Origin of the sequence: Buttiauxella gaviniae ATCC 51604, assembly GCF_001654835.1 — a bacterium.
Taxonomy (GTDB): domain Bacteria; phylum Pseudomonadota; class Gammaproteobacteria; order Enterobacterales; family Enterobacteriaceae; genus Buttiauxella; species Buttiauxella gaviniae.
Window position 1 is genome coordinate 35455 of sequence record NZ_LXEP01000050.1, and the last position, 23831, is coordinate 59285.

A 23831-nucleotide genomic window follows, 5' to 3' on the forward strand; every position below is an offset into this window, starting at 1 on the left:
CCATGCTTAATCAACAGGCACGTACACAGTCGGCTACAGCTAACAAAACGGGTCTCTCGTTTCTACTCATTCTCAGCGCCCTGATGGCTGTTACCTCTTTATCAACCGACATTTATCTTCCTGCTATGCCGGTCATGGCAAAAGATTTACAGGGTGATGCTGAGCTGACAATCACAGGGTTCCTTATCGGCTTTTGCATTGCGCAACTGATTTGGGGACCGATTAGCGATCGTTATGGGCGTAGACTGCCACTGTTTATCGGTTTAGGTCTATTCATCATTGGCTCGGTGGGCTGCGCGTTATCAACAGATATCGAGCAAATTGTCTTCTGGCGTGTTTTTCAGGCGTTAGGTGCCTGTACCGGGCCGATGTTGGCACGAGCAATGATCCGTGACCTGTTTAGCCGCACTCGTGCAGCACAAATGCTTTCGACACTGATGATAATCATGGCCATCGCGCCGATTGCAGGGCCACTGATCGGCGGGCAGATGATTAAAGTCACCTCGTGGCATGCCATTTTCTGGCTGCTGGCGATTATCGGAACATTAATGCTGATGTCTTTATTCTGGTTACCTGAAACATTACCTGCTGAAAAACGCTCACAAGCCTCCGTGACCAGAGCCTTTCACAACTACTATGCTTTGCTAACCAATGCCAAATACATGCGTTTTACGCTATGCCTAACGTTCTATTACGTTGCAGCCTACGCCTTTATCACGGGCTCTCCGTTTGTGTACATCACGTACTTCGGCGTAGATCCGCAGCACTACGGTTGGCTGTTTGCAGTAAACATTCTTGGACTGATGGCGGTGAGCATGGTCAACAGACGTCTGGTTCACCGCTATCCACTGGAAGCGTTGCTCAGGAATGCCGTATTCATCGCCACTATTGCAGCAATAGTGCTGGCGGTCACAACCGGCCTGGGTGTCGGTGGAATTACCGTGATTGTCGGCGCGGTGTTCGTATTCTTCTCCATGAATGGCATCATCGCTGCGACATCCACGGCTTGCGCACTTGATGCAGTTCCTAATGTTGCAGGCTCAGCGTCGGCGCTAATGGGAGCATTACAATACGGTAGTGGCATCATATCTTCACTGCTTCTCGCTCTGTTCAGTGACGGCACGCCATGGACGATGGGCTGGATAATTGCGGTGTTTACGGCAGCCAGCGCCTTGATGGCATTGACTGTTCAGGTAAAAAACAACTATCCCCTGCCCGAATGATTTTATGAATTTCATTCATAGTGGCTATTAACCAGGCGTAATTATCTTTCATCCCGACTCCGTTAATCTGAACGATAAATTCTGGATAAATCGATACCCGCCGGGGTATCGACAGATGCGGATTAAATATTCTTATCGAAGAAGACGTCTAACTTTTGCAAAGCCTTATCAACGTATTCAGGCACCCAATACGTCTCGATATGGGTAGCGCCATCGATCAGGAAGAGTTCTTTGTCCTTCGTACCAGTGGCTTTCGCGAACGCGTCTTCAGTCATATAGAGCGTATCCGCTTTTGTACCGGCAATCATCAGCAGCGGTTTATTGATGAGATTGATATCGTCCGTTACGTCAAAGCTCATCAAATCCAGCAGACTGCTGGTGGTGTATTTAAACGTGGAGTTCGGGTGCGCGTGGGTTTTCCAGTAGTACTCGTAGCCCTGGCGATACAAGGCGAAAGGTAATTTAGCAATCTGTTCATCAGTCAGGTTGGCATCGCCGGAGTAAAGCACTTCTCCTCCGGCTGCTTCCTGAGCACGTGCGTCAGAAGCCTGCTGAAGACGCTGCTGGATAGTATCCAGCTGTGAATCCTGCATACCGTTGCGGCGCACAAGGCCTGAATTAAACATGCTGATGGTTGCTATCGATTTGAACCGCTTGTCAGTTTGAGCCGCAACAAGTGAATAACCGCCGCCTCCGCAAATACCCAGCAGACCAAGGCGGGCGGTATCAACCCCCGGATACTGGCTGATGTAGTCAGCCATGCCGTGAACATCTTCAATACGGTTAGCCGGTTTATCCACGCTACGAGGCATACCACCGCTGGCGCCCTGATAAGCCGCATCGGCGGTAATCGTGATGTAGCCCTGTTCGGCGAGACGCTGGGCATACAACCCGGCGACCTGCTCTTTTACGCCGCCATTAGGATGTGCAACCACCACCGCAGGGTATTTTTTAGCGGGATCATAGTGAGCAGGGGTATAGACATTCGCGGCGATCTGGATGCCATGCAGATCGTATTTCACCGGATGAATGTTGACCTTGCCTTTGACGTTCTCGGTGATGGCACCGTCATAGGCCAGTGTGAATGGATTTTTTTTATAATCAGCCGCATTGACTGAGGTCACTCCGGCCATTGCCGTGAGTAGCATTGCACTGATAAGCGTGAATTTCATGGTCTCTCCCGATGAGTGTCAGCCTGGTTATGCAGGCTCGCGGAATCAAATTTGCAGGCTCAGATTAGGCAGAGAGGGCTGTCAGCATCGTGACAGGGAAATAACATTGTTGTCAGGAAAGGGACCGGGATGGTTAGTGTTTCTGACAACGCTGTCAGGTAACTGTCAGCTTTATGTTGGCAATCAGGAGGCAGAATGGTCTCGCTTAATGAGTTTCACGTTCAATTTTCTGAGAAAAGGAGCGATCAATGAAAAGCCAGAATGATCCAACAATGCCAGCGCGACGCAAGCTATTAGTCGCCGGGGCGGGTATTGCCGCCGCCACGCTGATCCCCCATGTATCGGCAGCGAGCCCATCCTCTCAGGTCGATTCATCCAGACAAACCAACCAACACTCTGCTGCTCTGGGCAAACGTAGACTTGGGAAACTGGAAGTTTCTGCCGTCGGTCTGGGCGTGCAGAACATGAGTCGCAAATATGACACCTCTGTTCCCTGGCGTCCTGAGATGATCAATGTTATCCACCGGGCATTTGATGAAGGGGTAACGTTCTTCGACGCTGCTGAAGCCTACGGCCCCTTTGAAGTCGAAAAAATTCTCGGGGAAGGCGTCGCCCCATTCAGGGACAAAATCGTTATTGCCACTAAGTTTGGCTGGAACATTGACCAGCAGACAGGTAAGCGACTGCCGGGTCTTAACAGCAGACCGGAGCATATCAGACAGGTCGTCGAAAACATGCTCAAACGCCTGCGCACCGATCGCATCGACTTACTGTATCAACACCGGGTTGATCCGCAGATCCCAATCGAAGATGTCGCCGGTGTGGTGAAAGATTTAATGGATCAAGGAAAAGTCCTGCACTGGGGTCTGTCTGAAATGGGCATCAACACGTTGAGACGCGCCCATGCGGCATTACCCGTTACCGCCGTACAAAGTGAATACTCCATGCTCTGGCGCGGCCCTGAAAAGCAGGTACTTCCGGTATGTGAAGAGCTGGGCATTGGTTTTGTGCCATGGAGCCCACTCGGCGTACAGTTTTTAACGGGCTGGATTGATGGAAATACCCGGTTCGCTGCCGGTGATATACGTGCTATAGAAACGCGATTTTCACCCGACAATCTCCCGCACAACTTACAACTCGTTGAGTTGCTGAAAACCTGGGCGATAAGAAAAAATGCCGCACCGGGTCAGATTGCGCTGGCATGGCTCCTGGCCCGTAAATCCTGGATAGTTCCGATCCCGGGCACCACCAATAAAGACCATATGCAGCAAAACACAGCGGCTACCGGCGTGTCGCTGACTGCGGCAGAAATGACCGAGCTCACCCGCTCACTAGATGCGATCACTATCCAGGGGCAACGTCTGCCGGATGCCGTGCAGGTTTATTCCGATGTTGAAGCACCGATGAAAAGTTAAGAGGAAGTCCCGTTATGCGCCTGTTGTTAGTCGAAGATGAAGAAAAAACGTCAACCTATCTCAACCGTGCGTTGAGTGAGTCCGGATTTACGGTAGATGTCTCTGCAGATGGTGCTGAAGGTCTTCATTACGCGCTGGAGTTCGACTACGACGCGATAATACTGGATGTAATGCTACCGGGGATGGATGGCTACCGGGTACTTGAGGGTGTGCGAGCAGCTAAACAGACGCCGGTACTGATGCTCTCGGCTCGCGGCTCGGTCGACGAGCGTGTTAAAGGGCTACGTCTTGGCGCGGATGATTATCTGCCCAAGCCCTTTTCGCTTATTGAACTGGTGGCGCGTATTCAGGCACTGGTGCGCCGCCGCGCTACGGATGGCGCAGACATCACCCAACTGCAAATTCACGATCTGCATCTCGACCTTCTGGCTCGCCGTGTATTTCGTGCCGGAACGCGACTGGAGCTGACCGCGAAAGAATTTTCCCTGTTGAGCCTTCTGGCCCGGCATCAGGGGGAGATTCTGTCAAAGATGATGATTGCGGAGCAGATATGGGACATGAATTTTGACAGCGATGCCAACGTGGTTGAGGTGGCCATTAAACGACTTCGAGCCAAAGTGGATGCCCCGTTCGATATCAAACTATTGCATACCGTTCGTGGCATGGGTTATGTCCTCGAAGTACGGTCCGAATAAATGAAGGGGATAAGCATGCCTAAGCGTTCCATCTCCGTTCATCTGGCGCTGATGTTTGCCTTATCCGCGCTGCTGATTGTATCCGTTATCGGCATCCTGCTAAGAAGCTCCTTACATGACTCTTTGCAAAAGCAGATGCACAACGAACTGCTGTTCCGGGAATCATTAATGAGTCCGTGGATCACCGCCCGAACCTCGGCTGACGGCTGGTCTACGCTGGCCAATAAATTCACTGTGTTAACCAATTCTGAAGGTGAACGCGTTCGCTACTGGATAGTGAGCGATAACCCACGCTTTAGCATAGGGGGAACACCACCGGTGGGTGTTCAGTGGTCTTCTTTACAGGAAGGCTTTAATAAAGTGCCAGGTGCATCAGAAGGTGCATGCTCGCTGTTTCTGTTAGTGAAAACCATCCCCGCCAACGGTGAAAGGCCTGAGCTGCGCTATGTGGTTGCCATCGACTCCACGCCGTACATGGGCACACTCGATGCGTTCACGCGTACATTGCTGATCATTACCGCTCTGGGCGTCGTGATTGTCGCCTTGCTGGGATACGTCGTTTCAAGGATCGGTCTTCGTCCCGTTGGGGCGCTCAGTAAACAGGCCCGGCAACTCGCTCCCGGGGACCATGGTCAGCGCCTGAATATCCGCGATTTGCCCGAAGAGTTGCAGCAACTGGCGTCATCCTTTAACGGCGTGTTAGAGCGTCAGGAAATCGCCTGGAGGCAGCTCGAAAGCTTTAATGCCGATGTTGCGCATGAACTCCGGACTCCGCTGACTAATCTGATCGGCCAGACTCAGCTGGGGCTCTCGCGCCGACGTTCTCAAGATGAACTGGAAGAGTTACTGGGTTCTAACCTGGAAGAACTTGAACGCATGACCTCGATAGTTAACGACATGCTGTTCCTGTCCCATGCCCATGCGGGTGAACATGCGTCCCAGCTTACCCAGGTGTCCCTGCGGGAAGAAACCCTGAAAACAGCGGAGTATGTGGAACCCTCTTTTGCTGAAAAACAGCTCTCTCTGGATGTTCAGGGCGACGTTACCGCGCACATCGACCGACGACTCTTCCACCGCTCACTGGCCAATTTACTGGAAAATAGCGCAAGACACTCACCCTCCAACAGCACGGTTACGGTGCGCTTAAGCGAAAGAAACAATCAAGCCTGTGTTGAAGTTTCAAACCCGGGCGATCCGATAGCACCAGAGCACTTACACCGGCTTTTCGAGCGGTTCTATCGCGTTGACACCTCCCGGGCCAGGAGTGATACCCATCATGGGCTGGGCCTGTCTATCGTGCGTGCCGTCGCCATTATGCACCGGGGAGATGTCTTTGCGCGAAGTGAAGGTGGCATCAATACATTTGGTCTCACCTTTGCGATGCAAGCGGATAAAGCTGAGGGCAATGCTCACTCCGACACTGAGCCGGGACCAGGGTTAACTGACAGAATTGTCAGGGGGGCGTCAGCCTGACGTCATCACCCCCTCGATAAAATTATCGCAGGCAATCCCCTCTTCATTGATAAGGACGCTTTGCATGATCGGACATTTTCGTTACCTCGGGCTGTTACTGCCCCTCTTCACATTTTCATCCTGGGCAGCGGAGCAAAATCCCGCTGTCCATATCGCCCCCGCCGGAAGCCAGAATGCGGTGTACGGGCCAGCCGAGAACTTTACCGGTCGCGTCCGGGTTGATCCTCTCTTCAAACCGGATAACGACATCAGTGTTTCCGGGGCTTATGTCACTTTTGAGCCTGGTGCTCATTCCGCCTGGCATACGCATCCGGCAGGTCAGCGGCTGATTGTGACCTCGGGTGTGGGGCTCACCCAACAAGAAGGCCAGCCGGTGCAGGTTATCCGCGCCGGTGACGTTGTCTCTTGCCCGGCGGGCGTCAAACACTGGCACGGAGCGGCACCCGGCAGCGCAATGACGCATCTGGCGATAACCGGGATTGTGGATGGCAAAAGCGTTAACTGGATGGAGAAAGTGACAGATGAACAATACCACGCCCATTAAAGCATTAGCGGCAGCGGTACTGCTGACCTTTGGTTTTGGTCTCGCGGCACATGCTGCGCCCGTCAATAAAGGAGCCTCAGAAATGAACCACGAAAAAAAGGTTTCAGATACCCTGTCAGCCAGCCAACAGGCCATCCCGTTGATTGCGGCATCAATGGCCAGCAGTCAGATGGACAAGCTGAATGCCGTCCTGAATCAGGGACTTGACGCAGGACTCACGATAAACGAAACCAAAGAGATTCTCGTCCAGCTTTATGCCTACACAGGCTTTCCCCGTAGCCTGAATGCACTTAGCGAACTGATGAAGGTCGTCGAAGCACGTAAACAACGTGGTATCAAAGACGTTGAGGGTAAAGAACCGGTTGCCCCAATCCCTGTCGGAGATGAGCTTCGCCGTGTCGGTACCGCAAACCAGACGAAAATCTCAGGCGCTCCCGTACAGGGACCGCTATTTGATTTTGCCCCGGTCATTAACCGATTCCTGCAAACGCATCTGTTTGGCGACATTTTCGCCCGCGATAACCTTGACTGGCAAAGCCGCGAGCTGGCAACGGTTGGCGCATTGGCGGCCACTCCAGGCGTTGAAGCCCAGCTGTTATCGCATACACGAGCAAGCATGCGGGTCGGCCTGACGGCAGCACAGCTGGTACTGGTTCTGCGTGAACATGGCGAAAATGATGCAGCAACGCGGGCTGAAAAGGCGCTGCAACAAGCCCTCGCAAACTAACAGGAGCTGGTTATGGAGCATGATCCCAACCGCAGAATGTTGATAACCGCGCTTGCCGGGCTCACGCTGGCGAACGTCTCCCTGGCTTCAGCAGCCACCGGAAATGCAAACGTGCAGGGTAAAAGTCGAATTCTGGTAGCGTACTTTTCTCGCAGCGGAAATACACGGGTGATTGCGGGTGTCATTCACCGTAGCCTGAACACCGATCTGTTTGAAATCGAACCGGCAACGCCTTATCCGGAAGACTATTTCCAGACCGTTGAACAGGCGAAAAATGAGTGTGAGCAAGAAGTAAAACCAGTATTAAAAAATAGCGTCGCAGATATCTCACATTATGAGACCGTGTATTTAGGCTTTCCCATCTGGGGAACCAGCGTGCCGCCCGTAGTGCAAACGTTTCTCAGCAGCCACAACCTTGCGGGCAAATTACTCATCCCCTTTATTACTCACGGTGGCTACGGTAAAGGAGACAGCGACGACATCCTTGCCAGTCTCGCGCCAACTGCGCACCGGGAAAAACCGCTGGTACTTGAATGCGACCAGGAGCGAAGAACAACTGAAACGGTCACCAGTTGGTTAGAAACAATACGCAGTTAATCGTCCGCATTCATGAGTCTGCCAAATAAGGGCAATCAGGGGTGCTAAATAATTAACGCTGACAACTCAGATATGATTGAACAGCAAACATAACAGAGGATGTAATCTTGAAGACGATCTTAAAAACGCTGGCCATTTGCATGATGGCGGGTGGTCTGGTGGCTCAGTCGGTATATGCCGAGCCGCTGGTCATTCAGGAACAGGGAAGCTTTTCTGCTGGTGGCACTATCATCACCGCACCAGGAACATTTGACGCGAAAAAGCCGCTGGACTCAGCTGGCCAAACCTACCATGGCGATCATGCATCTGTGTTCTACCAAATCCCGGAGAATCCGCATAAATACCCTATCGTCATGCTGCACGGCACAGGTCAGTTCTCCCGTACCTGGGAAAGCACCCCGGATGGTCGCGAAGGTTTCCAGAACATATTCCTGCGTCGCGGTTTCTCAACCTATCTTGTCGATCAGCCACGTCGAGGAAGCGCCGGGCGCACGACTGTAGAAGGTACTGTTTCGCCAAAACCCGATGAGCAGATGTGGTTTAATCAGTTCCGCGTTGGCGTATGGCCAGAGTATTTTAAAGGCGTTCAGTTCTCTCACGACAAAGAAGCGCTGAATCAGTATTTCCGTCAGATGACCCCGAATACCGGGCCGTTTGATATCAATGTCATCTCTGATGCGATGTCCGCCGTCGTGGATAAATCCGGCCCGGCTATCCTCTTCACCCACTCTCAGGGTGGCGGACCAGGCTGGTACACGGCGATGAAAAACGACAAGGTTAAAGCCATTGTCGCCTTCGAGCCTGGCAGCAGCTTTGTCTTCCCCGAAAAAGAACTCCCTGCCCCTATGCCAAGCGCGTTCGACACGCTGAAGGGTGAGCCTGTGCCAATGGCGCAATTTATGGCACTGACCAAAATCCCGATTCTGATTATTTACGGTGATAACATACCGGATAAACCTGTCGCCATGCCCGCGCAGGACAGCTGGCGGGTACGTCTGGCGATGGCTCGTGAGTGGCGCGACGTGGTGAACAAGCATGGCGGGGATGTGACGGTAACGCATCTGCCAGAAGTGGGAATCAAAGGGAATACTCACTTCCCGTTCTCTGATTTAAATAATGTGCAGATTGCTGATTTAGTAGGTCAGTTTTTGAAAGAGAAAAATCTGCAGTAGGACGAAATAGTATTGAGCTTTCATTATTGAGGGCTCAATACAAACATCAATTTTTTTCAAAAAAAATGGGAACGTGACGGTCTGCTTTGAGCGAGGAGCAGACGTTCAGCATAAATGATTTACCTCCTATGAATGCTTATCACGGGCGCAACAGAGCCTTTTTTTAATTATCCAACAACATTTTCTCTAAACGATGCCTGTCAATTCGATTCGATGTCTGACAAACATTTCTGAGCACCAATTGGTCATGTGATTCCGCATACTAAACATTCTGAAGCTGGCATCTGATGTGTGGCACATAAACTATCTCTTATATCGAGCCTGGCATTGACAGATTTGAGGCCATTTCTATGAATTCTGGTAGTGAGTAAACACGTTCTGGCGGCAGGTATCGGTATAAAATAGAAAAATTCGTATTCAATATTCATAACTAAAAGTAAATTGTGTATTCATTGTAATGCTATTTTAGTAAATCATTCAGATGCTTAAACTGGATTCACACCTAAATGAGGAGTCCAGAATGAAACTGACTAAAATTGCTTTACTGGCTGCGGCACTGGTATCAGTAGCTTCCGTTAATGCTTTTGCTAATGATGCTGTTTCCCTGAAATTCAGCGATGGTCGCGCGGATATAAAAGGTGTTGAAGCGGTCAATGCCGTACTAAATCCCATTGGCATCAACGTGACGACTATTGATATTCCTGAAGCAGCAAATCCAGTTCTCAAAGTTTCTGAAACTCGCGCTCTGACCAGTGCTGAGCAGGATTTGCTGATTAAAGAGTTTCACCTGAATCAGGAGCAGTTGCTCGAGCAGGTACGCATGTCGGGCCGAACACCCGCAGTCAAAGGCGGTGGTGTGTTAACTGAGGAAACTGGCTTCGGCCCATACCCGAAAGTGTATGACATGAAAGCGATGGATGAAAAAACCCATAAAGCGGTGCTGGAAAAATACGGCCGCATGCATGTGAATTCCGCCGATGACGGAACCGACGTCGATGAAGTAATGACGGTGGTTAACGGTGGTCCGTTCCGCTGGGGCTTTACGCTAAAAGATGGTTCAATCGCGCGGTTCCAGGTTGAAAAAGTCGGTCTGAACGACAAGGCTGTCCGTGTGAGCTACCACGGTCTCGGCATGCACGCCGGTATAATGGATCCCAAACAGGGTCTAATTGTTGCCTTCGGCCATGGGCCGAAAGAATTCACAATGCGCTACAAAGCTGACGTACCACATCAGGAACTGCTGGGAACCAATCCATGGATCGACTTTAGCGGTAATTATCCGGTCGTACTGGATAAAGCCAAGTAATCACCGATATCTGGGTATGTATTAATTGCTTCAGATGAAATAATGCCAGACGGCCATAGAGAGGCATCAGGAAACCACATCCTGCTTCTCGGGCCGTTTTTTGCTAATTTATTACAAGGAAATTCATGCTCATTAAAGCAGCCATAATTACTGATGCCAACGAACTTGAACGAATTTATACTTTGTCTTTTGAATCGAATGCATCTTATTTCCCTGCTGATATGGAGGATGATGAAGGTGATTCAGAAGATGAATTTTCATGTGAATCCGAAATAAGCATGCCGGGGAAATGTGTCCTGGGGTTTTGGGTGGCTAACCATCTGATAGGCGGGGCTGTCATTTCGAGAGCAGTTCATGAAGCAAACCTCCTGGAAAAGCTATTTATTTTGCCTGAAGAACAAGGAAAAGGTTATGGCCACCGTGCATGGTTAGAGATTGAAAAGATGCAACCATGTAAAGAAGGATGGAAGTTGAGAACACCAACCAGTCTTATCAATAACGTTGGTTTTTACGTGAACAAATGCGGATTTTCGATAATCAGCGTCGAGGACCTGGGTAATGACGGAGTTGGAATGTTTGTCTTCTACAAGCCGACAAGTTCGAATTTATAAGTACTAATTTAAAGGAATGTTTATTACCTCTTCCGCATTAGCATCGCTAATAGCCAGAAAAAGGTTTTAACCGCTTAATTCAGAATAATCAAATACTGAGTATTTAAAAAGGGCCTCTTACTTATAAACGAAAGTTTTATCGACCCTCAATGGTTAATCCATCAAACCAAATTGCTTCAACCACTCAGGACGAGGTCCTGCAGGGATAATACCTGTAGGATTGATATGGCGATGAGACAAATAATAGTGTTGATGAATGTGGTGCATATGTACGGTCTGGCGGAACGACTCCCGGGTGAGTAAATTCAGCATGTATCGGTACAGGGCTGAAAACGTCTCAAGTGGTCTGCTATTTGCCTTGAAATGAACGGCATATATGGTTTCAAATCTTACCAGTGACGGGAACAGGAAAAGGTCGGATAAGGTCAATTCATTACCGAATAGGTACAGCGTAGTGGCCAGCCTGTCGTCCAGTATTTCCAATGCCTCAAAAAGAACGGCAACTTCACGTTCATAATCCTCCTGACTAGTCGCAAAACCTACCTGATAAACACGGCGGTTTATGTTGCTATGAAGCCAGGCATTCAATTCTTCTACCTCACTGGCAAGCGATGCCGGAAACAAATCGATGCTATTACGTGCAAGAGTCTTCCAGTCGGTGGCGAGCGTCTCAGCAAGCGCGGCAGAATCGCTACAAACGATTTCCCTGTTCTGCTTGTCCCAAAGAGCAGGCACCGAAACCCGGCCGGTAAAATCTGATTTGGAATGCACATACAGTGAACGCAGGTAGGCTTCCTGGTTTACTGGATCGGGATTTTCCTTACTGAAGGCCCATCCGTTGTCATCCCGGATGGCGGCCACTGATGAAACAGAGATCACCTCATCAAGTCCCAACGTCTGAATAACCAGCCATGGCCGGTGAGCAAAGGGGCAAGCGGCAGAGACGTATAGATGATAACGCCCGGCTTGCGGCAGGACTTTACCCGAAAAGGTATCCTCAAGCGTTAGCGTATCTGCGGACATATTCGGATACCAGCTACCATTTTCCAGAACAGCCATTTTGACCTCCATATAGTTATAGTCAGAGAATTAGTAATTAAATGTTGTCAGATCAGTATGGTCTGGCGTGATTGGTCATGTCAGAAAGTTACAAAGAAATAGCAAAAAAGGCTGCAATCGCAGCCAACAGAAGCAAACTCCCTTGATGAAGGGATAATGATGAAGAAGAAATATCAGAGCTGTGATTCGAACTGAGAAACCAGAACCTGTAGCGCCGTGTCGGTTTCTGTATCGAAGCTGCCGTTCTGATATTTTTTATAAAAGTCCCCCACACTGTAGGTGCCTGCCACCTCACAGCCCCACCATGGCATCAGCTCGCCCATATACTTGAGGTTAGTTGCCCCACCGTTTTGCCCCGGCGACGTGCTTAACAGCAGAACTTTTTTCCCATGGATACCAAAGAACGACTCGCCCTGTTCACGTATGCGGGACAACCAGTCAATAGCATTTTTGAGACAGGCCGGCATCAATCCATTATGTTCAGGTGACACGATAACAAGCGCAGTGCAATCCCTGACAATTTGGCCTAATTGGCTAACGGTATCTGGCAACACATCATTCTCATGGCCTAGTTGGTACATAGGTAATGGAAGGTCGTGAAGGCTCACCTGGCACACTTCATGTCGGGAGAATTTAGTGGCAACCTCGGAGGCCAATAGCCCGTTAATGGATTCTTCCGGCACACTGTTACTGCCATTCAGGATGAGGATTTTATTCATGATAATTGCCATCAGTTAATAGTGTCGTTACGATACTGATTTCCTGAAAGTGTATAAAGATCGTTGTAGTGATAATATAATTCACTGATAGTAAATTAAGAGTAAATATGAACAGAATAACGGCATTGAATATTTTTCGCCGGGTAGTGGAGCTGGGTACCTTTAAGGCAGCGGCAGAAGATCTGCATTTGTCGCAAGCAGCTGTCAGTAAAAATATTAATGAGCTTGAGGATCATCTGGGTACCGCGTTAATTAATCGTACCACGCGAAGGATGAACGTAACGGAGTCCGGGCTGGTCTATTACCGTCAGATTTGCAGCGTACTGGATGCGCTGGAGTCAGCTGACCAGTCCGTCATGGCCTCCTCATTTTCCCCGAAAGGCAGTCTGAGGGTCAGCGCCCCGATGTCGTACGGATTAATTAAAATTAATCCGCTCATCTGCGACTTCAGACACAAGTATCCTGATATCAGTACTGAGGTCATCCTGAGTGACACCTATGTTGATCTGATAGACAAAGGTGTTGATGTTGCTATCCGAGGTGGAGGGGTGCTGAATGATTCTTCCATGCGCTCTCGACTGATCTGTAAGGTTCGCCGGGTGCTTTGTGCATCCCCTGACTACCTCAGTCAGGCCGCACCTGCGACTCATCCGGACAATCTGAAAGAACACGACTGCCTTGTATACAGCCTTTCTTCTTCACCAAGAAAATGGATTTTTACCCGAGGAAACGAGAGCACTTCTGTAGATCTGATGCCAGCCAATTATTCGGTAAACAACGGCATTGCCCTGAAGCAGGCAGCAATAAAGGGGCTGGGTATTATTCTTATTCCGGAAGAGTTTGTCCGTCTGGAACTAGAGTCAGGAGAACTGGTTGAGGTCATGCCGGAATGGGTGCCTGACACCCATTCGCTGTATGCAGTTTACCCTTATCATAAGGAACAATCGCAAAAGGTCCGCCTGTTCATTGATTTCGTGATGGCAGCTTTCCGGGAGATCGATAAGGGATAAATCTTTGGTCGGTTCAACTTCGCGCCGTGACAGGTCGCCGCTCCTTAACGGCCTGTACCTGAAGCAGAACAGTAGCAAGGACTGACAATGCGATACCTGGATAAACGCTAACTGGCAGAGGCTGCCCGCTGCTCAGCATGCTAATGAACGCCACAAAAACCGGGTTCAGGTAGATATAAGCTGAAACTTGGCGAGGACTTAGCTTCACAGTCGCAATCTGCATGATCCAGGATGTCAGCAGCGTAGCGAAGACGGCAAGGTAAAGCATATGCAGAAATTTCTCAGGATCCATTCCGGAATAATCAGGGATCTCCCCGGAGAGTATCAGCGCACCGGCCATCCATGCCGCGCCTGCGACCAGAGTCGTGAACACAAAAACCAACATCTCTTCGCCTTTGTACAGCAGTTTCATCGACACCGAGAATCCCACCATAGAAAGACATCCCACCAGGAACAGAGCATCTCCATGGTTCAACTTCAGGTGCAGGAGTATGCCCACATCCCCCCGGCTGATCACCCAAACTGTACCGATGGTGCTGATGATGTAAACCAGGAGTGTCCCGGGACGAATTTTATCCCTGAACAGGAAAATACTGGCCACCGCAGTCAGAAAAGGTACCAGGGTGTAAAGCGTGCCGGTATTCAGCGTGGTGGTTGTTTTCAACGCTTTAAACATAAGCAGGAAAAAGGTGGCATAGAAAAAACTGATAATTAACCCTTTAGGCAGGATCCGGATAAAGGTCCGGCGCCGTTCCGGATTGAAGATGATAAAGGGTGCCAAAATCAGTGCGGCCAGACAGAAGCGCATCAGCGCAAGCGAAGCAGGGGTGATTTCTGCAGAAAGAGCCTGTGCTGAAATAAACGAACCCGCGATAATAATGGTGCTGGCTATCAGTAACAGGTGGTATTTAAGATGTCCCATGTTTCCCCGGGCAGCCTGAATTGGCGATGAAAATTAGTATTTACGCTATCTTCCGTTAAAATAATATTTACTGAAATAACGATAAAGTAATTTGATAATTCACTATTGGTGATGAATGGTCTATGGACGAGCCTGTATATTCTGACCGGGTGGCTCCTGCATCAGACATAAGCAGGACAAATTTACGGGGGAATGACGCTGATGCATCTGAAAGGTAGTGAAACAGTTTTGAAGCCCGGTAACTTCCCCTTAGCAGCTGTAGATACTCAGAAAGTAAAGTTTTTCCCAGAACTCTGTGGCTGGGGCGGGCGATTATGATGAGTTGGGAGAATTTCAGTATGCGCAATTAATTATTGACGTTTGCTTAATTAAGGGAGTTTCTACAAGCCAGCATTAATGTGGTTGTATCCGCACTAATGTCCGCTCCTGGCACGAAGCGGACCGTTTGAAGAGCCGTGTGGTCTGCTAAGAGCGAGGAACAGACATCAGTAACTTTCGCTCAGCGAGGGGTGTAAGTTAACCCCATACGAACAATATCAGTTTGTCGAAAGATCTCTAAAAGTGAAAGGTATGGTTTGGAGGGATACTTACAAGTTCAATACTGAAGCTTTATTAAATACACCCTGGGACTAATTATAAATATTGATACCACCGACAATAAAAAACTGATATTTTATTGGAATAAGATCATTCGTTCATTAATAAAAATAAACGATGTGAATAAAATTAAGTGCCTACCAACAACCCATTAACGTACCGCACTCCAAAATCTGACAACCCCTGCACATCGCAAAACATGACTACAACATTTGATGTATAAAGTAAAAAAAATCACCACATGCACAAGAAAATTATTTTATATCAAAATAAAATAAATATAATGACAGATATGAGAAACTACGTGATTCGTATATGCATACAAAATTATTAATGAAGGGCATAGCGACTTAAGAAGTGTTCTTCGCTCCCTCTAAATCCATACGGTTAAATATCCATACATTCAGCCTCATGAACTAAAACAAAAGGTAGTGAATAATGAAGTTCTTAAAAAAATACACAGGGAAGTTTTTTCTATTTATTTTTATGTTACTGCCGATTGATAACTCCCATGCTACCACACTAGATGAAATCATCTCGCGTGGCTATATTAACATCGTTTACCATGACACTCCACCTTACTCGTACGAAAACAATGGTGTGGCTATAGGTTTTACCATTGATATTTGCAGTGAAATTATTAGCGCCATAAATAAAAAATCCTCACCAAAAAAAATAACCGCTAATTACATTAGCACTAAATTGTCCGAAAGATTAGAGCTAATAAAGAGTGAAAAGATAGATTTAGATTGTTCTAATTCTTTCATCACTAAAACCAGGGTCGAAAGTTTAAGTGCTTCTATTCCTATTTATGTCACCAGTGATGCCTATATCCATAAAAAATCAGACCATGCACATAGGCTAGATGATTATAAAGGGAGAAGCATCTCTTCTGTGAAGGGTTCTATAGACACAACTATGATTGGAAGGGCTAATCGTTTTGACAATCTCAATATGCTGATGTTACCAGCAGGCACCATGAATTCAGCATTCGAAAAGCTAACAACCGGTGAAGTAGCAGTCGTAGTTCTGGAGTACATGAAGGCAAACTATTTAGTTCATTCATTGGATAAGGATAATATCTACGAAGTCACTAAAATAGGACCGCCATTTTTGGTGGGTATTTTGATGAAGAAAAATAATGATGACCTCTTAACGTTAGTGAATGACACTATCACTCATTTAACTAAAACGGGTAGATTGCAGACTCTTCGGGACAGATGGTTTACGCAAAAAGCGCCGGGTTATGGCATAATTAAAAATGATCAAGAAATACAAAACATTCATGCTAATGCTACGGATTTCGCCTCATTTCGAGATTATTGAGTCGCCCCTAAGAAGAAGGTTGTGTATGCAATGCGCTGGCTACCAAAACCGTTTTGCTCCTATATGCTTGCTTAATTCATAAAAAAACTCAGACTAACATCTGATATATAATTTATAACCAAAGGTTACAAACGAAACCGTCAGCATCAACTAAAAAACAAGGCCTTACATCGTCGCGCTAACACTACCATTTTGCGAACCAGCACAATCACTACAAGGCCTGAAAGCAACTACATCCCAAACAACAAGCTTCGTGGCCTGTAAAGCAAAATGGCTTTCCCAGAACTTATTTCTATTCACTAACTTACTAACTTACTAACTACTTTCATTGTGCTGCTGAGTACTCATTTGAGATTTGAGGTCAATACTGTTTTTTAAAACATGTTTTTATTTACAGCGATAGTGACTGTGCTATATCCCGCTACTCACTGTACCGACTTGTTAGCAAAGTTCGCTATTGGCACTCACCCACCCTTCCAAACATCTTCGGCAGCTAAGAGCGAACAGCAGACGTTGACTGATGACTGCTCAGTGAATTCATTATTATTGAACATCCCCTCCCGGCAACGAACTCAATCTCAATCGTTCTCAGACAGCTAGCGCTAGTTGTTGATGACGCTCTATAAATTTCGCTTTGAGGGCGCTATAGCGATGAGCATCGTTCCTGCTGAGTAATGCAGCTGCGTGTTTTATCTCAGCATACTCTTCTGCAATGTCTTTGTTTCTTCGAAGATAATCACGGAAAGCAAGATGTCTCAATACCTGCATATCTCCGACTGCAAACGCATGGACTTGATGACTACGCTGATCACCACCTTTAATGAAATATCTGCGCCCCGCAATCCCATTCTCACCGCGAGCAACATACCCGGCTTGGGTCATTGCTGAATGGTACTTATCCAATTCATTGATGTCGGAAACTTCAAGTAGCATATCAATTACGGGCTTTGCTGAGAGACCAGGAACTGACGTGCTTCCAATATGATGGACATCTTTAGCCATCCCACCGAGCAATCTTTTTATCAGTAAACTTTCAGCTTCAAACATCTCAGGCCATCTATCATCGTATGGCACAACAATAATCTTCCGCATAAACACATTCTCTCTGTCCTAAGTGTGCAACTCAACCCTGAACCTGCCGATAGATTGATCCCTGGCAGCTAAGAGCGAGGAACGGACCTATGATGTTTAGAAACTGCGCGATTTACAGTTACGCAATAAAGTAAAGATGGTTAATTCCGATCTGACTGATCTCATGGCCCGGAGAGGCAGGCGCGTGTTGTTGGTAGTACACTGCTCGCCTCTAACTAGAAGCGAGTTTTTTCATTTCAAGAATGTCCTGAATAGCATTGGCATGTTTGCTACTTAAATCCAGGTAACGTGATAATGACTGAGTGTCAACGCACATAACGTGACCAGATCCGCATTCTTCGTTGAGTCGCCGACGTTGAGTAGATTGGCAAGAAACCGGGACTGGTCACATCAAAGCATCAGTGATTCAGTTCAATACATGCCGTTGGCGATCACGCCAATTGAGTAAGTGCATCCCCTGTTCCAGCAACAACGCTACAACTATCGCGCCAGCTGCGATAACGAATAACAAGGTGTGATGCCCGCCACTGATATTAAACAACGCCGAATAAGCAAACCCGGCGATGGCCTGGAATGTGGCGAACGAAACCGTCGCGCGACTCCAGGCAATTTGCTGTTGGTGATGGTGCGGGATCAGTTCGTGAACCCGTGCCAGTGCCAGCGGGACGATACCCGGAGGGAACGAGCCGAGGATCACCGCCAGCAAGGCCAGAGCTGCGAAAGAACTGAAGATGGACAACAGTCCTAAGGCAATCGCCTGCACTATTAGCACCAGGCGAATACTCAGCGTTGCGCCCAATTTATCGGCCAGAAACCCATAACTCACCGGCCCGATAATCGCGCCAGCGCCATACATCACCCAGATCTGTGCACCGATGTGCGAACCGTCGCCGAGCCCGCGGGCCACGTAATCCACCAGGAATACCATGGCTGGCACAAGCCCGGCGGCCATGAATGCGTATTGGGCAAACAACAGATAGACGCGCGGGTCGGTCCGTGCAGACAAAGTGTGATCCGGCGTCGTTGCGGTCGCAGAGTGCGCGTCTGACGGCCAGCAGAACCAGCTCGCGGCAGTCAGCAGCAGGGCCAACAGGCCGAGACCAAACCAGGTTGGCTGCAAGCCAAGGCTTAGCAACGGCGGAATAATCGTCCCCGACCCGGCAATGCCCAAACCGATACCCAGGAAAATCGCGCCACTGGCCAGGCCTCTGCTAGCTGCCGGCACATGGGGTAATACCGTCGCGGCCACTAGCACCATGATCGCGCCTCCAGCAATGCCAGAAATCAGGCGCCACCCAAAGAACCAACTCACCGACAACGGAAAGCCACAGGCGAAAAACGATAAGGTCACTACAAGCATCATGAGCCTCAGGGCCGTTTTGTTGGACGTTCGCTGGGCCAATGGTCGGCCGCTCAGTGCGCCTATCAAATAGCCAACCAGGTTGGCAGCACCGAGGTACACCACGTCGCTGGGCGAGAACCAGTGTGCCTGGATTAATGATGGAATCAACGGCGTGTAAGCAAACCGTGCCAGACCAATGCTGACCAGGCTGGCACAGAGGCCGGCGAAGATAGGTGGCCAGATCGTGTGGCGCAGGGTGGTCGATGTACTTTGCATGAGAACTGTCCCGTGGATTGATACTGGTTACTAAGATATCGCGATTTACTGATGCAGTAATGCAGCCATTTTGCGTTACAATGATGCATATTTGCAGCATCAGGGGCGCACTATGAATTGGGATGATGCACGGGTATTTCTGGCGGTGTGTCGAGAGTCGACACTACGCGGCGCGGCTCGGGTGCTGAGTGTCGATCAGACTACCGTTGGCCGGCGGATCACGGCGCTGGAAAAATCCTTGAGTTGCACGCTGTTTCTGCGCACCTCCGAGGGTTATGCACTGACAGCTGTCGGCGAAGCAGCGTTGCAGGCAGTGGAAAAAATGGAGCATTCAGCGCTCGAACTGGAGCGCCGGATCCAAGGGCTCGACGATCGCCTGACCGGGCTGGTAAGGGTCAGCACGACGGACTCTCTGGCCATCGACTTCCTGATCCCGGCGATTGCTCACCTGCATCAACAGCACCCTGACGTGCGAGTACAACTGGACGCTTCGACGCAGATTCTCAGCCTCTCAAAACGTGAAGCCGACATCGCCGTGCGCAATATCCGGCCGGATAACCCTGACCTGATCGCCCGAAGAATCGCTGACTGGCCGGTGGGTCTTTTCGCGTCTCAACACTATGTCGATACCCACGGCGTGCCGGAGCCGGGCTCGGCGTTTGAGGGGCATGATCTGGTGGTATATCAGCCCTATCTGCAAAGCTACAAAGACATGACGTTGGTCTCGGAGCCACTGGGTCGCGGGCGTATTGTATCGAGCCTGAGTTCCAGTCTGCTGGTACGCCGAGCCATTGCTGCGGGGATCGGATTGGGGGAAATTCCGGTTTATATGGGGGAAAGGGACGGACTGGTCAGGCTGTGGCCAGAACAAACAAGACCGATGCCGTATAGCGTGTGGTTGGTAACCCACGCAGATCTGCGGCATACCGCCAGAGTGCGTGTCGTAATTGATGAAATTGTCGCGCAGTTTTCAGGTACAGCTAAGTGATGCCCCTACAGCCCAGCCCTATGAGCATCATGTGTATCTGACTAAGCCAAAACATTCTTTAGCCATAGACTCAAATCATGGAGTTCATCATCACTTATAGTGTGCCCAACAGGATAGGTCTTCCATGTAACGTCATGCCCCACATTTTGAAGAATATCTCGTGCTGTCATTGCCAGCGCGGGTAATACGATGTCGTCTTTTTCTCCATGGGCCATAAAGACAGGCGTTGTTCGATTTGTATCATGCTGCTCAGTTGAAGAAGCAGAGGCAAGAGGCAGATAGCCAGACATGCCAAAAATTCCGGCCAGACGATGCCCGAAACGGATACCTGTCATCAGGGATAACGCGCTGCCCTGAGAGAATCCCCCAATGACAATGCGCTCGGCTTTAATACCGCGCGAAATTTCCCGGTGTATCAGACTTTCATAATATCCCATCGCATTACGCAATCCTGTTTCGTCTTCCTGACGAGAAAAATCAGAATGACGTAAATCGTACCAAGCTGGTATGTACTGTCCACCTGCCCACGATACTGCTTGAATTGGGGCGTTTGGCAGGACCATGCGGATGTCACCTACCCCAGTGAAATCCAAACTACGTGCAAGGGGTAAGAAGGCTTCTCCACTTGAACCCAGACCGTGAAGCAAAAAAATCGTAACCTTTGGGTGCGGGCCGGTTACAAATTCAATAGGGGGACGAGGTGATGTAACAGATTTCATGGTGCTCTCACTCAGAGGTTTGTGCGGGTTGACTTTGAAACCATGGTACGAGTATGCTCGTACCCAAGCAAGGGGATTCTCCTCTTCTACTATTATTTCGGAGAACAATAATGAAAATTGAAGTGTGGTCTGATTTTGCCTGTCCTTATTGCTATATCGGTAAGCGTCATCTTGAACAGGCACTCTCCGAATTTACGCATTCCGATGATGTCGAAATGGTATTTAAAGTCTTTGAATTAGATCCCGGCGCTGAGAAAAAAGTTACAACCTCTACGCAGGGCAGGATCGAGCGTAAGTACGGGAAAAGTCCGCTGCAGGCTAAGGAAATGATTGACCACATAGTTTTAATGGGGGATCGGGTTGGTCTGGATATGCGTTATGAAAGCGTGTTGTATACCAACACATTTGATGCCCACAGGCTGACAAAATTTGCTGAAACGAAAGGCAAAGGCGCCGCAATGAGCGAAAGATTATTCCGGGCTTACTTTACTGACAACCTGCCGCTGGCTGACCATGATGTATTGGTAAAAATTGCAGTTGAACTTGGGCTCGATCTTGATGAAACCTCAGGCACGCTGCAGTCCGAAGCGTTTGCACTGGAATCCAGGCAAGATGAAATACTTGCCGGAAAGGCCGGGATTAATTCCGTCCCCTGTTTTGTAATTGACGGTAAAGAAATGCTTTTAGGCGCCCAACCAAAAGAGTATCTCCTGAAAACAATCGAAATGTTGTGGGCTGATAATAAAACTGATGTGATAACGACTGAAGGTGACGCTATTGCGTGTGGTAAAGATGGATGCTCAATTTAGAGGGTGTTCTGAATATTAACCTAAATCGGGATACGCATATAACTCAGGCTATCCCGGTATTATTTTTGATATTGCATGATGGTATCGGCTGTCAGTCTATCACTGAACAACGGCTGCAAAACTGCCTCCAACAGCCCGGGAAAACGCTCATCCAAATCCTCACGTCGAAGTGACAATCGATATTCACGGCCTACCCGTTGTTGCCATACCAGACCGCTGTCGCGCAATATTCGCCAGTGATGAGTCATCGTTGATTTGGGGATCTCAGACAAAATGTCACAGCATGAGAATTCCCCACCCTGCGCGATCATGCACAGTGCAGCAAGTCTGATAGGATTCCCCAAAGCTGCGAAGACATTCTCAAGGCGTATCGCATCACGGGAAGGGTGGTTGGGCAGCATCTTTTTCAAAATCGTATATTCGTTCTTCATTAAATGAAGGTACGCGTACCCAAGTATCATGTCAAGCCGACAGACAATATCTCGATCATCGCATCAGGGAGCCCGTTCCCTGGTCTATTGTTCTTTAACATTAAACCTTGGTGCATTGCAGGGCATCCTGAACGCCGAAGGTAGTGATGCCCGCATGGCTTCTTAACTCTCGAGATTAAGGCTGCCTGGCCCTTCATAAAAAAAGTGCCTTCCGGTGTCGCAAACCGCCAGCTCCGTCTCTTTTCTGCACACTGCGGACAAATACGCTGCGATTAAGGTCTGCTATTGGCACGAAGCAGCCCAAGGCAACAGCAGGGGCTGCTATGAGCGAATACCAGCACCTTCCGCCGCCCTCTTCTTATCATCCGGCAACGCTTTATTCAGAGTAACGTTTCGCGGCGCAGATTATCTTCCCGCACAAAATCAATGAACGCCTGTAAAGGCGCGGGGATCAGACGGCGATCGTTGTAATAAAGCCAGGGACCGGTGAACGACAGCCACCACGGCTGTAATATCGGCTCGAGTTGTCCGCTGGTAATCGCGGGCTGTAACCAGTCTTCGAACAGATAAATGATCCCCGTTCCTGCAATCGCCGCTTCGACAGCCAGATCGACCGCGCCACCGACACTGACCACCAGCGGACCGCTCACCTGCACGCTGAGGGTTTCGCCTTCACGCTCGAATTCCCAGTCGGGCATAATGCCGCTGGCATAGCGCCCTCGCAGACAGCGATGCGGGATCAGATCCCGCGGATGCAACGGCCTCCCGCGGACATCAAGATAAGTCGGTGACGCCGCCGCGGCGTAGCGCTGAATACGCGGGCCGATCGGGATCGCCACCATGTCCTGTTCCAGACGTTCGTCATAACGGATACCGGCGTCACAGCCGTCACGAAACACATCCTGCACATTACTTTCGGCGATAATTTCCAGCTGAATATCGGGATAACGCCGCAGAAATTCTGGCACTAAGGCAGGAAAAACCAGCCGCGTGGCGCTGACCGGCACATTCAGGCGCAGTACACCGCCCGGCGTGTGGCGGTATCGGTTGAGCGCATCCAGTGCCGCATTCACCTCATTCATGGCGGGCAGCAGCCGCTCAATCAATGCCTTACCCGCTTCGGTCAGCACCACGGTGCGCGTGGTACGATGAAATAACCGGATGCCGAGCTGCTGTTCGGCGCGACGTACCGCGTCACTCAGCCGGGACGCATTGCTGCCGGTAACCCGCGCCGCCTCACGAAATCCACCGGCTTTCGCCACCTCAACCACCGCGTGCAACAGAGCGATATCCATCGGCATTGTGCGTAACCTCGTACAGTTTGTCCTTATTTCACCGGATAGTTGCACAGCCAGCGCACCGCTACAATCAGTGAACACATATAAAGGAGCGTCCCATGTCACAACCCTCAATGACTTATCGTCTCGGCGACCGCGAAGTGGCACGTTTAGGTTACGGTGCCATGCAGCTGGCGGGTCCGGGTGTTTTTGGTCCGGTAAAAGATGAAGCCCGCGCCATTCAGGTATTGCGTGATGCCGTGGCGAGCGGTGTGAATCATATTGATACCAGCGATTTCTACGGTCCACATGAAACCAATAAGCTTATT

24 protein-coding genes are annotated in these 23831 nt (G+C 49.4%); 15 read left to right on the forward strand and 9 right to left on the reverse strand.

The genetic code is table 11. From position 1 onward, the window contains the following. The first annotated feature begins 2 nt into the window (after positions 1 to 2). The gene (locus tag M977_RS22865; protein ID WP_064519180.1) at positions 3 to 1223 is read left to right on the forward strand and encodes a multidrug effflux MFS transporter; all 1221 of its coding nucleotides are present in this window, start codon (positions 3 to 5) and stop codon (positions 1221 to 1223) included. 122 nt (positions 1224 to 1345) lie between these two features. On the opposite strand, the gene M977_RS22870 is transcribed toward M977_RS22865, so the two are convergent. After that, positions 1346 to 2371: an alpha/beta hydrolase gene (locus M977_RS22870; RefSeq protein WP_245163538.1), complete on the reverse strand. Its 1026-nt coding sequence runs from the start codon at positions 2369 to 2371 to the stop codon at positions 1346 to 1348. 272 nt (positions 2372 to 2643) lie between these two features. Between M977_RS22870 and M977_RS22875 the strand changes: the two genes are divergently transcribed. The 9 genes from M977_RS22875 to M977_RS22915 all read left to right on the forward strand — a co-directional run bounded on the left by M977_RS22875 (position 2644) and on the right by M977_RS22915 (position 10935). After that, entirely contained in the window at positions 2644 to 3810 is a 1167-nt protein-coding gene (locus tag M977_RS22875; RefSeq protein ID WP_209438618.1) for an aldo/keto reductase, read from the forward strand. Positions 3811 to 3824: 14 nt separating this feature from the next. Further along, on the forward strand, positions 3825 to 4505 hold the full coding sequence (locus M977_RS22880) for a heavy metal response regulator transcription factor (protein WP_012606387.1): 681 nt from the start codon (positions 3825 to 3827) through the stop codon (positions 4503 to 4505). Between the two features lie 15 nt (positions 4506 to 4520). After that, positions 4521 to 5978 carry a heavy metal sensor histidine kinase gene (locus tag M977_RS22885; RefSeq protein ID WP_064519184.1) on the forward strand — a complete coding sequence of 486 codons (1458 nt, stop codon included), beginning with the start codon at positions 4521 to 4523 and terminating at the stop codon, positions 5976 to 5978. Between the two features lie 64 nt (positions 5979 to 6042). Beyond that, positions 6043 to 6522 (forward strand): (R)-mandelonitrile lyase, encoded by a 480-nt coding sequence (locus tag M977_RS22890; RefSeq protein ID WP_012606389.1) that lies wholly within the window; start codon positions 6043 to 6045, stop codon positions 6520 to 6522. Beyond that, positions 6500 to 7249, forward strand: coding sequence for a carboxymuconolactone decarboxylase family protein (locus M977_RS22895; protein WP_064519186.1), 750 nt, complete (start codon positions 6500 to 6502; stop codon positions 7247 to 7249). Before M977_RS22890 ends, M977_RS22895 begins: the two co-directional genes overlap by 23 nt. Before the next feature lie 12 nt (positions 7250 to 7261). Next, positions 7262 to 7846: a flavodoxin gene (locus M977_RS22900; protein WP_064519188.1), complete on the forward strand. Its 585-nt coding sequence runs from the start codon at positions 7262 to 7264 to the stop codon at positions 7844 to 7846. 107 nt (positions 7847 to 7953) lie between these two features. Beyond that, complete coding sequence (locus tag M977_RS22905; protein ID WP_064519190.1) at positions 7954 to 9018, forward strand: alpha/beta hydrolase; 1065 nt, start codon at positions 7954 to 7956, stop codon at positions 9016 to 9018. A gap of 520 nt (positions 9019 to 9538) precedes the next feature. Then, on the forward strand, positions 9539 to 10324 hold the full coding sequence (locus M977_RS22910; protein ID WP_064519192.1) for a hypothetical protein: 786 nt from the start codon (positions 9539 to 9541) through the stop codon (positions 10322 to 10324). Between the two features lie 125 nt (positions 10325 to 10449). After that, positions 10450 to 10935: a GNAT family N-acetyltransferase gene (locus tag M977_RS22915; RefSeq protein WP_064519194.1), complete on the forward strand. Its 486-nt coding sequence runs from the start codon at positions 10450 to 10452 to the stop codon at positions 10933 to 10935. 153 nt (positions 10936 to 11088) lie between these two features. Here M977_RS22915 and M977_RS22920 read toward each other — a convergent pair whose 3' ends face one another. Together M977_RS22920 and M977_RS22925 are read right to left on the reverse strand one after the other, a co-directional pair. Beyond that, entirely contained in the window at positions 11089 to 11994 is a 906-nt protein-coding gene (locus tag M977_RS22920; protein ID WP_064519196.1) for a glutathione S-transferase C-terminal domain-containing protein, read from the reverse strand. Positions 11995 to 12167: 173 nt separating this feature from the next. Further along, a complete protein-coding gene (locus tag M977_RS22925) occupies positions 12168 to 12713 on the reverse strand; it encodes an NADPH-dependent FMN reductase (protein ID WP_064519231.1) in 546 nt (181 codons plus the stop codon). Positions 12714 to 12820: 107 nt separating this feature from the next. Between M977_RS22925 and M977_RS22930 the strand changes: the two genes are divergently transcribed. Then, positions 12821 to 13723, forward strand: a complete 903-nt coding sequence (locus tag M977_RS22930; protein WP_064519197.1) for a LysR family transcriptional regulator — start codon at positions 12821 to 12823, stop codon at positions 13721 to 13723. Between the two features lie 13 nt (positions 13724 to 13736). Here the strand turns inward: M977_RS22930 and M977_RS22935 are convergent, their stop codons facing one another. Next, on the reverse strand, positions 13737 to 14645 hold the full coding sequence (locus tag M977_RS22935; protein ID WP_064519199.1) for a DMT family transporter: 909 nt from the start codon (positions 14643 to 14645) through the stop codon (positions 13737 to 13739). 1035 nt (positions 14646 to 15680) lie between these two features. Between M977_RS22935 and M977_RS22940 the strand changes: the two genes are divergently transcribed. Further along, on the forward strand, positions 15681 to 16568 hold the full coding sequence (locus M977_RS22940; RefSeq protein WP_064519202.1) for a transporter substrate-binding domain-containing protein: 888 nt from the start codon (positions 15681 to 15683) through the stop codon (positions 16566 to 16568). Positions 16569 to 17156: 588 nt separating this feature from the next. Here M977_RS22940 and M977_RS22945 read toward each other — a convergent pair. Continuing rightward, a complete protein-coding gene (locus tag M977_RS22945; protein ID WP_064519206.1) occupies positions 17157 to 17660 on the reverse strand; it encodes a GrpB family protein in 504 nt (167 codons plus the stop codon). Between the two features lie 406 nt (positions 17661 to 18066). Then, positions 18067 to 19278, reverse strand: a complete 1212-nt coding sequence (locus M977_RS22950) for a YbfB/YjiJ family MFS transporter (protein ID WP_064519208.1) — start codon at positions 19276 to 19278, stop codon at positions 18067 to 18069. A gap of 112 nt (positions 19279 to 19390) precedes the next feature. On the opposite strand from M977_RS22950, the gene M977_RS22955 reads away from it, so the two are divergent. Then, positions 19391 to 20266, forward strand: a complete 876-nt coding sequence (locus M977_RS22955; RefSeq protein WP_064519210.1) for a LysR family transcriptional regulator — start codon at positions 19391 to 19393, stop codon at positions 20264 to 20266. Between the two features lie 41 nt (positions 20267 to 20307). Here the strand turns inward: M977_RS22955 and M977_RS22960 are convergent, their stop codons facing one another. After that, on the reverse strand, positions 20308 to 20985 hold the full coding sequence (locus M977_RS22960) for an alpha/beta hydrolase (protein ID WP_064519233.1): 678 nt from the start codon (positions 20983 to 20985) through the stop codon (positions 20308 to 20310). Positions 20986 to 21095: 110 nt separating this feature from the next. On the opposite strand from M977_RS22960, the gene M977_RS22965 reads away from it, so the two are divergent. After that, positions 21096 to 21794, forward strand: a complete 699-nt coding sequence (locus M977_RS22965; protein ID WP_064519212.1) for a DsbA family oxidoreductase — start codon at positions 21096 to 21098, stop codon at positions 21792 to 21794. Between the two features lie 59 nt (positions 21795 to 21853). Here the strand turns inward: M977_RS22965 and M977_RS22970 are convergent, their stop codons facing one another. Together M977_RS22970 and M977_RS22975 are read right to left on the reverse strand one after the other, a co-directional pair. Beyond that, positions 21854 to 22225 (reverse strand): ArsR/SmtB family transcription factor, encoded by a 372-nt coding sequence (locus M977_RS22970; protein ID WP_342446883.1) that lies wholly within the window; start codon positions 22223 to 22225, stop codon positions 21854 to 21856. A gap of 380 nt (positions 22226 to 22605) precedes the next feature. After that, positions 22606 to 23526, reverse strand: a complete 921-nt coding sequence (locus M977_RS22975; protein ID WP_064519216.1) for a LysR substrate-binding domain-containing protein — start codon at positions 23524 to 23526, stop codon at positions 22606 to 22608. A 95-nt stretch (positions 23527 to 23621) separates the two neighbouring features. On the opposite strand from M977_RS22975, the gene M977_RS22980 reads away from it, so the two are divergent. Further along, a partial coding sequence (locus M977_RS22980) for an aldo/keto reductase (protein ID WP_209438620.1) occupies positions 23622 to 23831 on the forward strand: 210 nt, incomplete at its 3' end.

Coding starts and splice junctions, on each gene's coding strand:
- M977_RS22960 (WP_064519233.1), bottom strand. CDS start 20,985: ATGAAATCTGTTACATCACCTCGTCCCCCTATTGAATTTGTAACCGGC.
- M977_RS22965 (WP_064519212.1), top strand. CDS start 21,096: ATGAAAATTGAAGTGTGGTCTGATTTTGCCTGTCCTTATTGCTATATC.
- M977_RS22975 (WP_064519216.1), bottom strand. CDS start 23,526: ATGCCGATGGATATCGCTCTGTTGCACGCGGTGGTTGAGGTGGCGAAA.
- M977_RS22955 (WP_064519210.1), top strand. CDS start 19,391: ATGAATTGGGATGATGCACGGGTATTTCTGGCGGTGTGTCGAGAGTCG.
- M977_RS22910 (WP_064519192.1), top strand. CDS start 9,539: ATGAAACTGACTAAAATTGCTTTACTGGCTGCGGCACTGGTATCAGTA.
- M977_RS22940 (WP_064519202.1), top strand. CDS start 15,681: ATGAAGTTCTTAAAAAAATACACAGGGAAGTTTTTTCTATTTATTTTT.
- M977_RS22950 (WP_064519208.1), bottom strand. CDS start 19,278: ATGCAAAGTACATCGACCACCCTGCGCCACACGATCTGGCCACCTATC.
- M977_RS22890 (WP_012606389.1), top strand. CDS start 6,043: ATGATCGGACATTTTCGTTACCTCGGGCTGTTACTGCCCCTCTTCACA.
- M977_RS22865 (WP_064519180.1), top strand. CDS start 3: ATGCTTAATCAACAGGCACGTACACAGTCGGCTACAGCTAACAAAACG.
- M977_RS22875 (WP_209438618.1), top strand. CDS start 2,644: ATGAAAAGCCAGAATGATCCAACAATGCCAGCGCGACGCAAGCTATTA.
- M977_RS22970 (WP_342446883.1), bottom strand. CDS start 22,225: ATGAAGAACGAATATACGATTTTGAAAAAGATGCTGCCCAACCACCCT.
- M977_RS22900 (WP_064519188.1), top strand. CDS start 7,262: ATGGAGCATGATCCCAACCGCAGAATGTTGATAACCGCGCTTGCCGGG.
- M977_RS22930 (WP_064519197.1), top strand. CDS start 12,821: ATGAACAGAATAACGGCATTGAATATTTTTCGCCGGGTAGTGGAGCTG.
- M977_RS22870 (WP_245163538.1), bottom strand. CDS start 2,371: ATGCTACTCACGGCAATGGCCGGAGTGACCTCAGTCAATGCGGCTGAT.
- M977_RS22880 (WP_012606387.1), top strand. CDS start 3,825: ATGCGCCTGTTGTTAGTCGAAGATGAAGAAAAAACGTCAACCTATCTC.
- M977_RS22895 (WP_064519186.1), top strand. CDS start 6,500: ATGAACAATACCACGCCCATTAAAGCATTAGCGGCAGCGGTACTGCTG.
- M977_RS22915 (WP_064519194.1), top strand. CDS start 10,450: ATGCTCATTAAAGCAGCCATAATTACTGATGCCAACGAACTTGAACGA.
- M977_RS22885 (WP_064519184.1), top strand. CDS start 4,521: ATGCCTAAGCGTTCCATCTCCGTTCATCTGGCGCTGATGTTTGCCTTA.
- M977_RS22920 (WP_064519196.1), bottom strand. CDS start 11,994: ATGGCTGTTCTGGAAAATGGTAGCTGGTATCCGAATATGTCCGCAGAT.
- M977_RS22925 (WP_064519231.1), bottom strand. CDS start 12,713: ATGAATAAAATCCTCATCCTGAATGGCAGTAACAGTGTGCCGGAAGAA.
- M977_RS22935 (WP_064519199.1), bottom strand. CDS start 14,645: ATGGGACATCTTAAATACCACCTGTTACTGATAGCCAGCACCATTATT.
- M977_RS22945 (WP_064519206.1), bottom strand. CDS start 17,660: ATGCGGAAGATTATTGTTGTGCCATACGATGATAGATGGCCTGAGATG.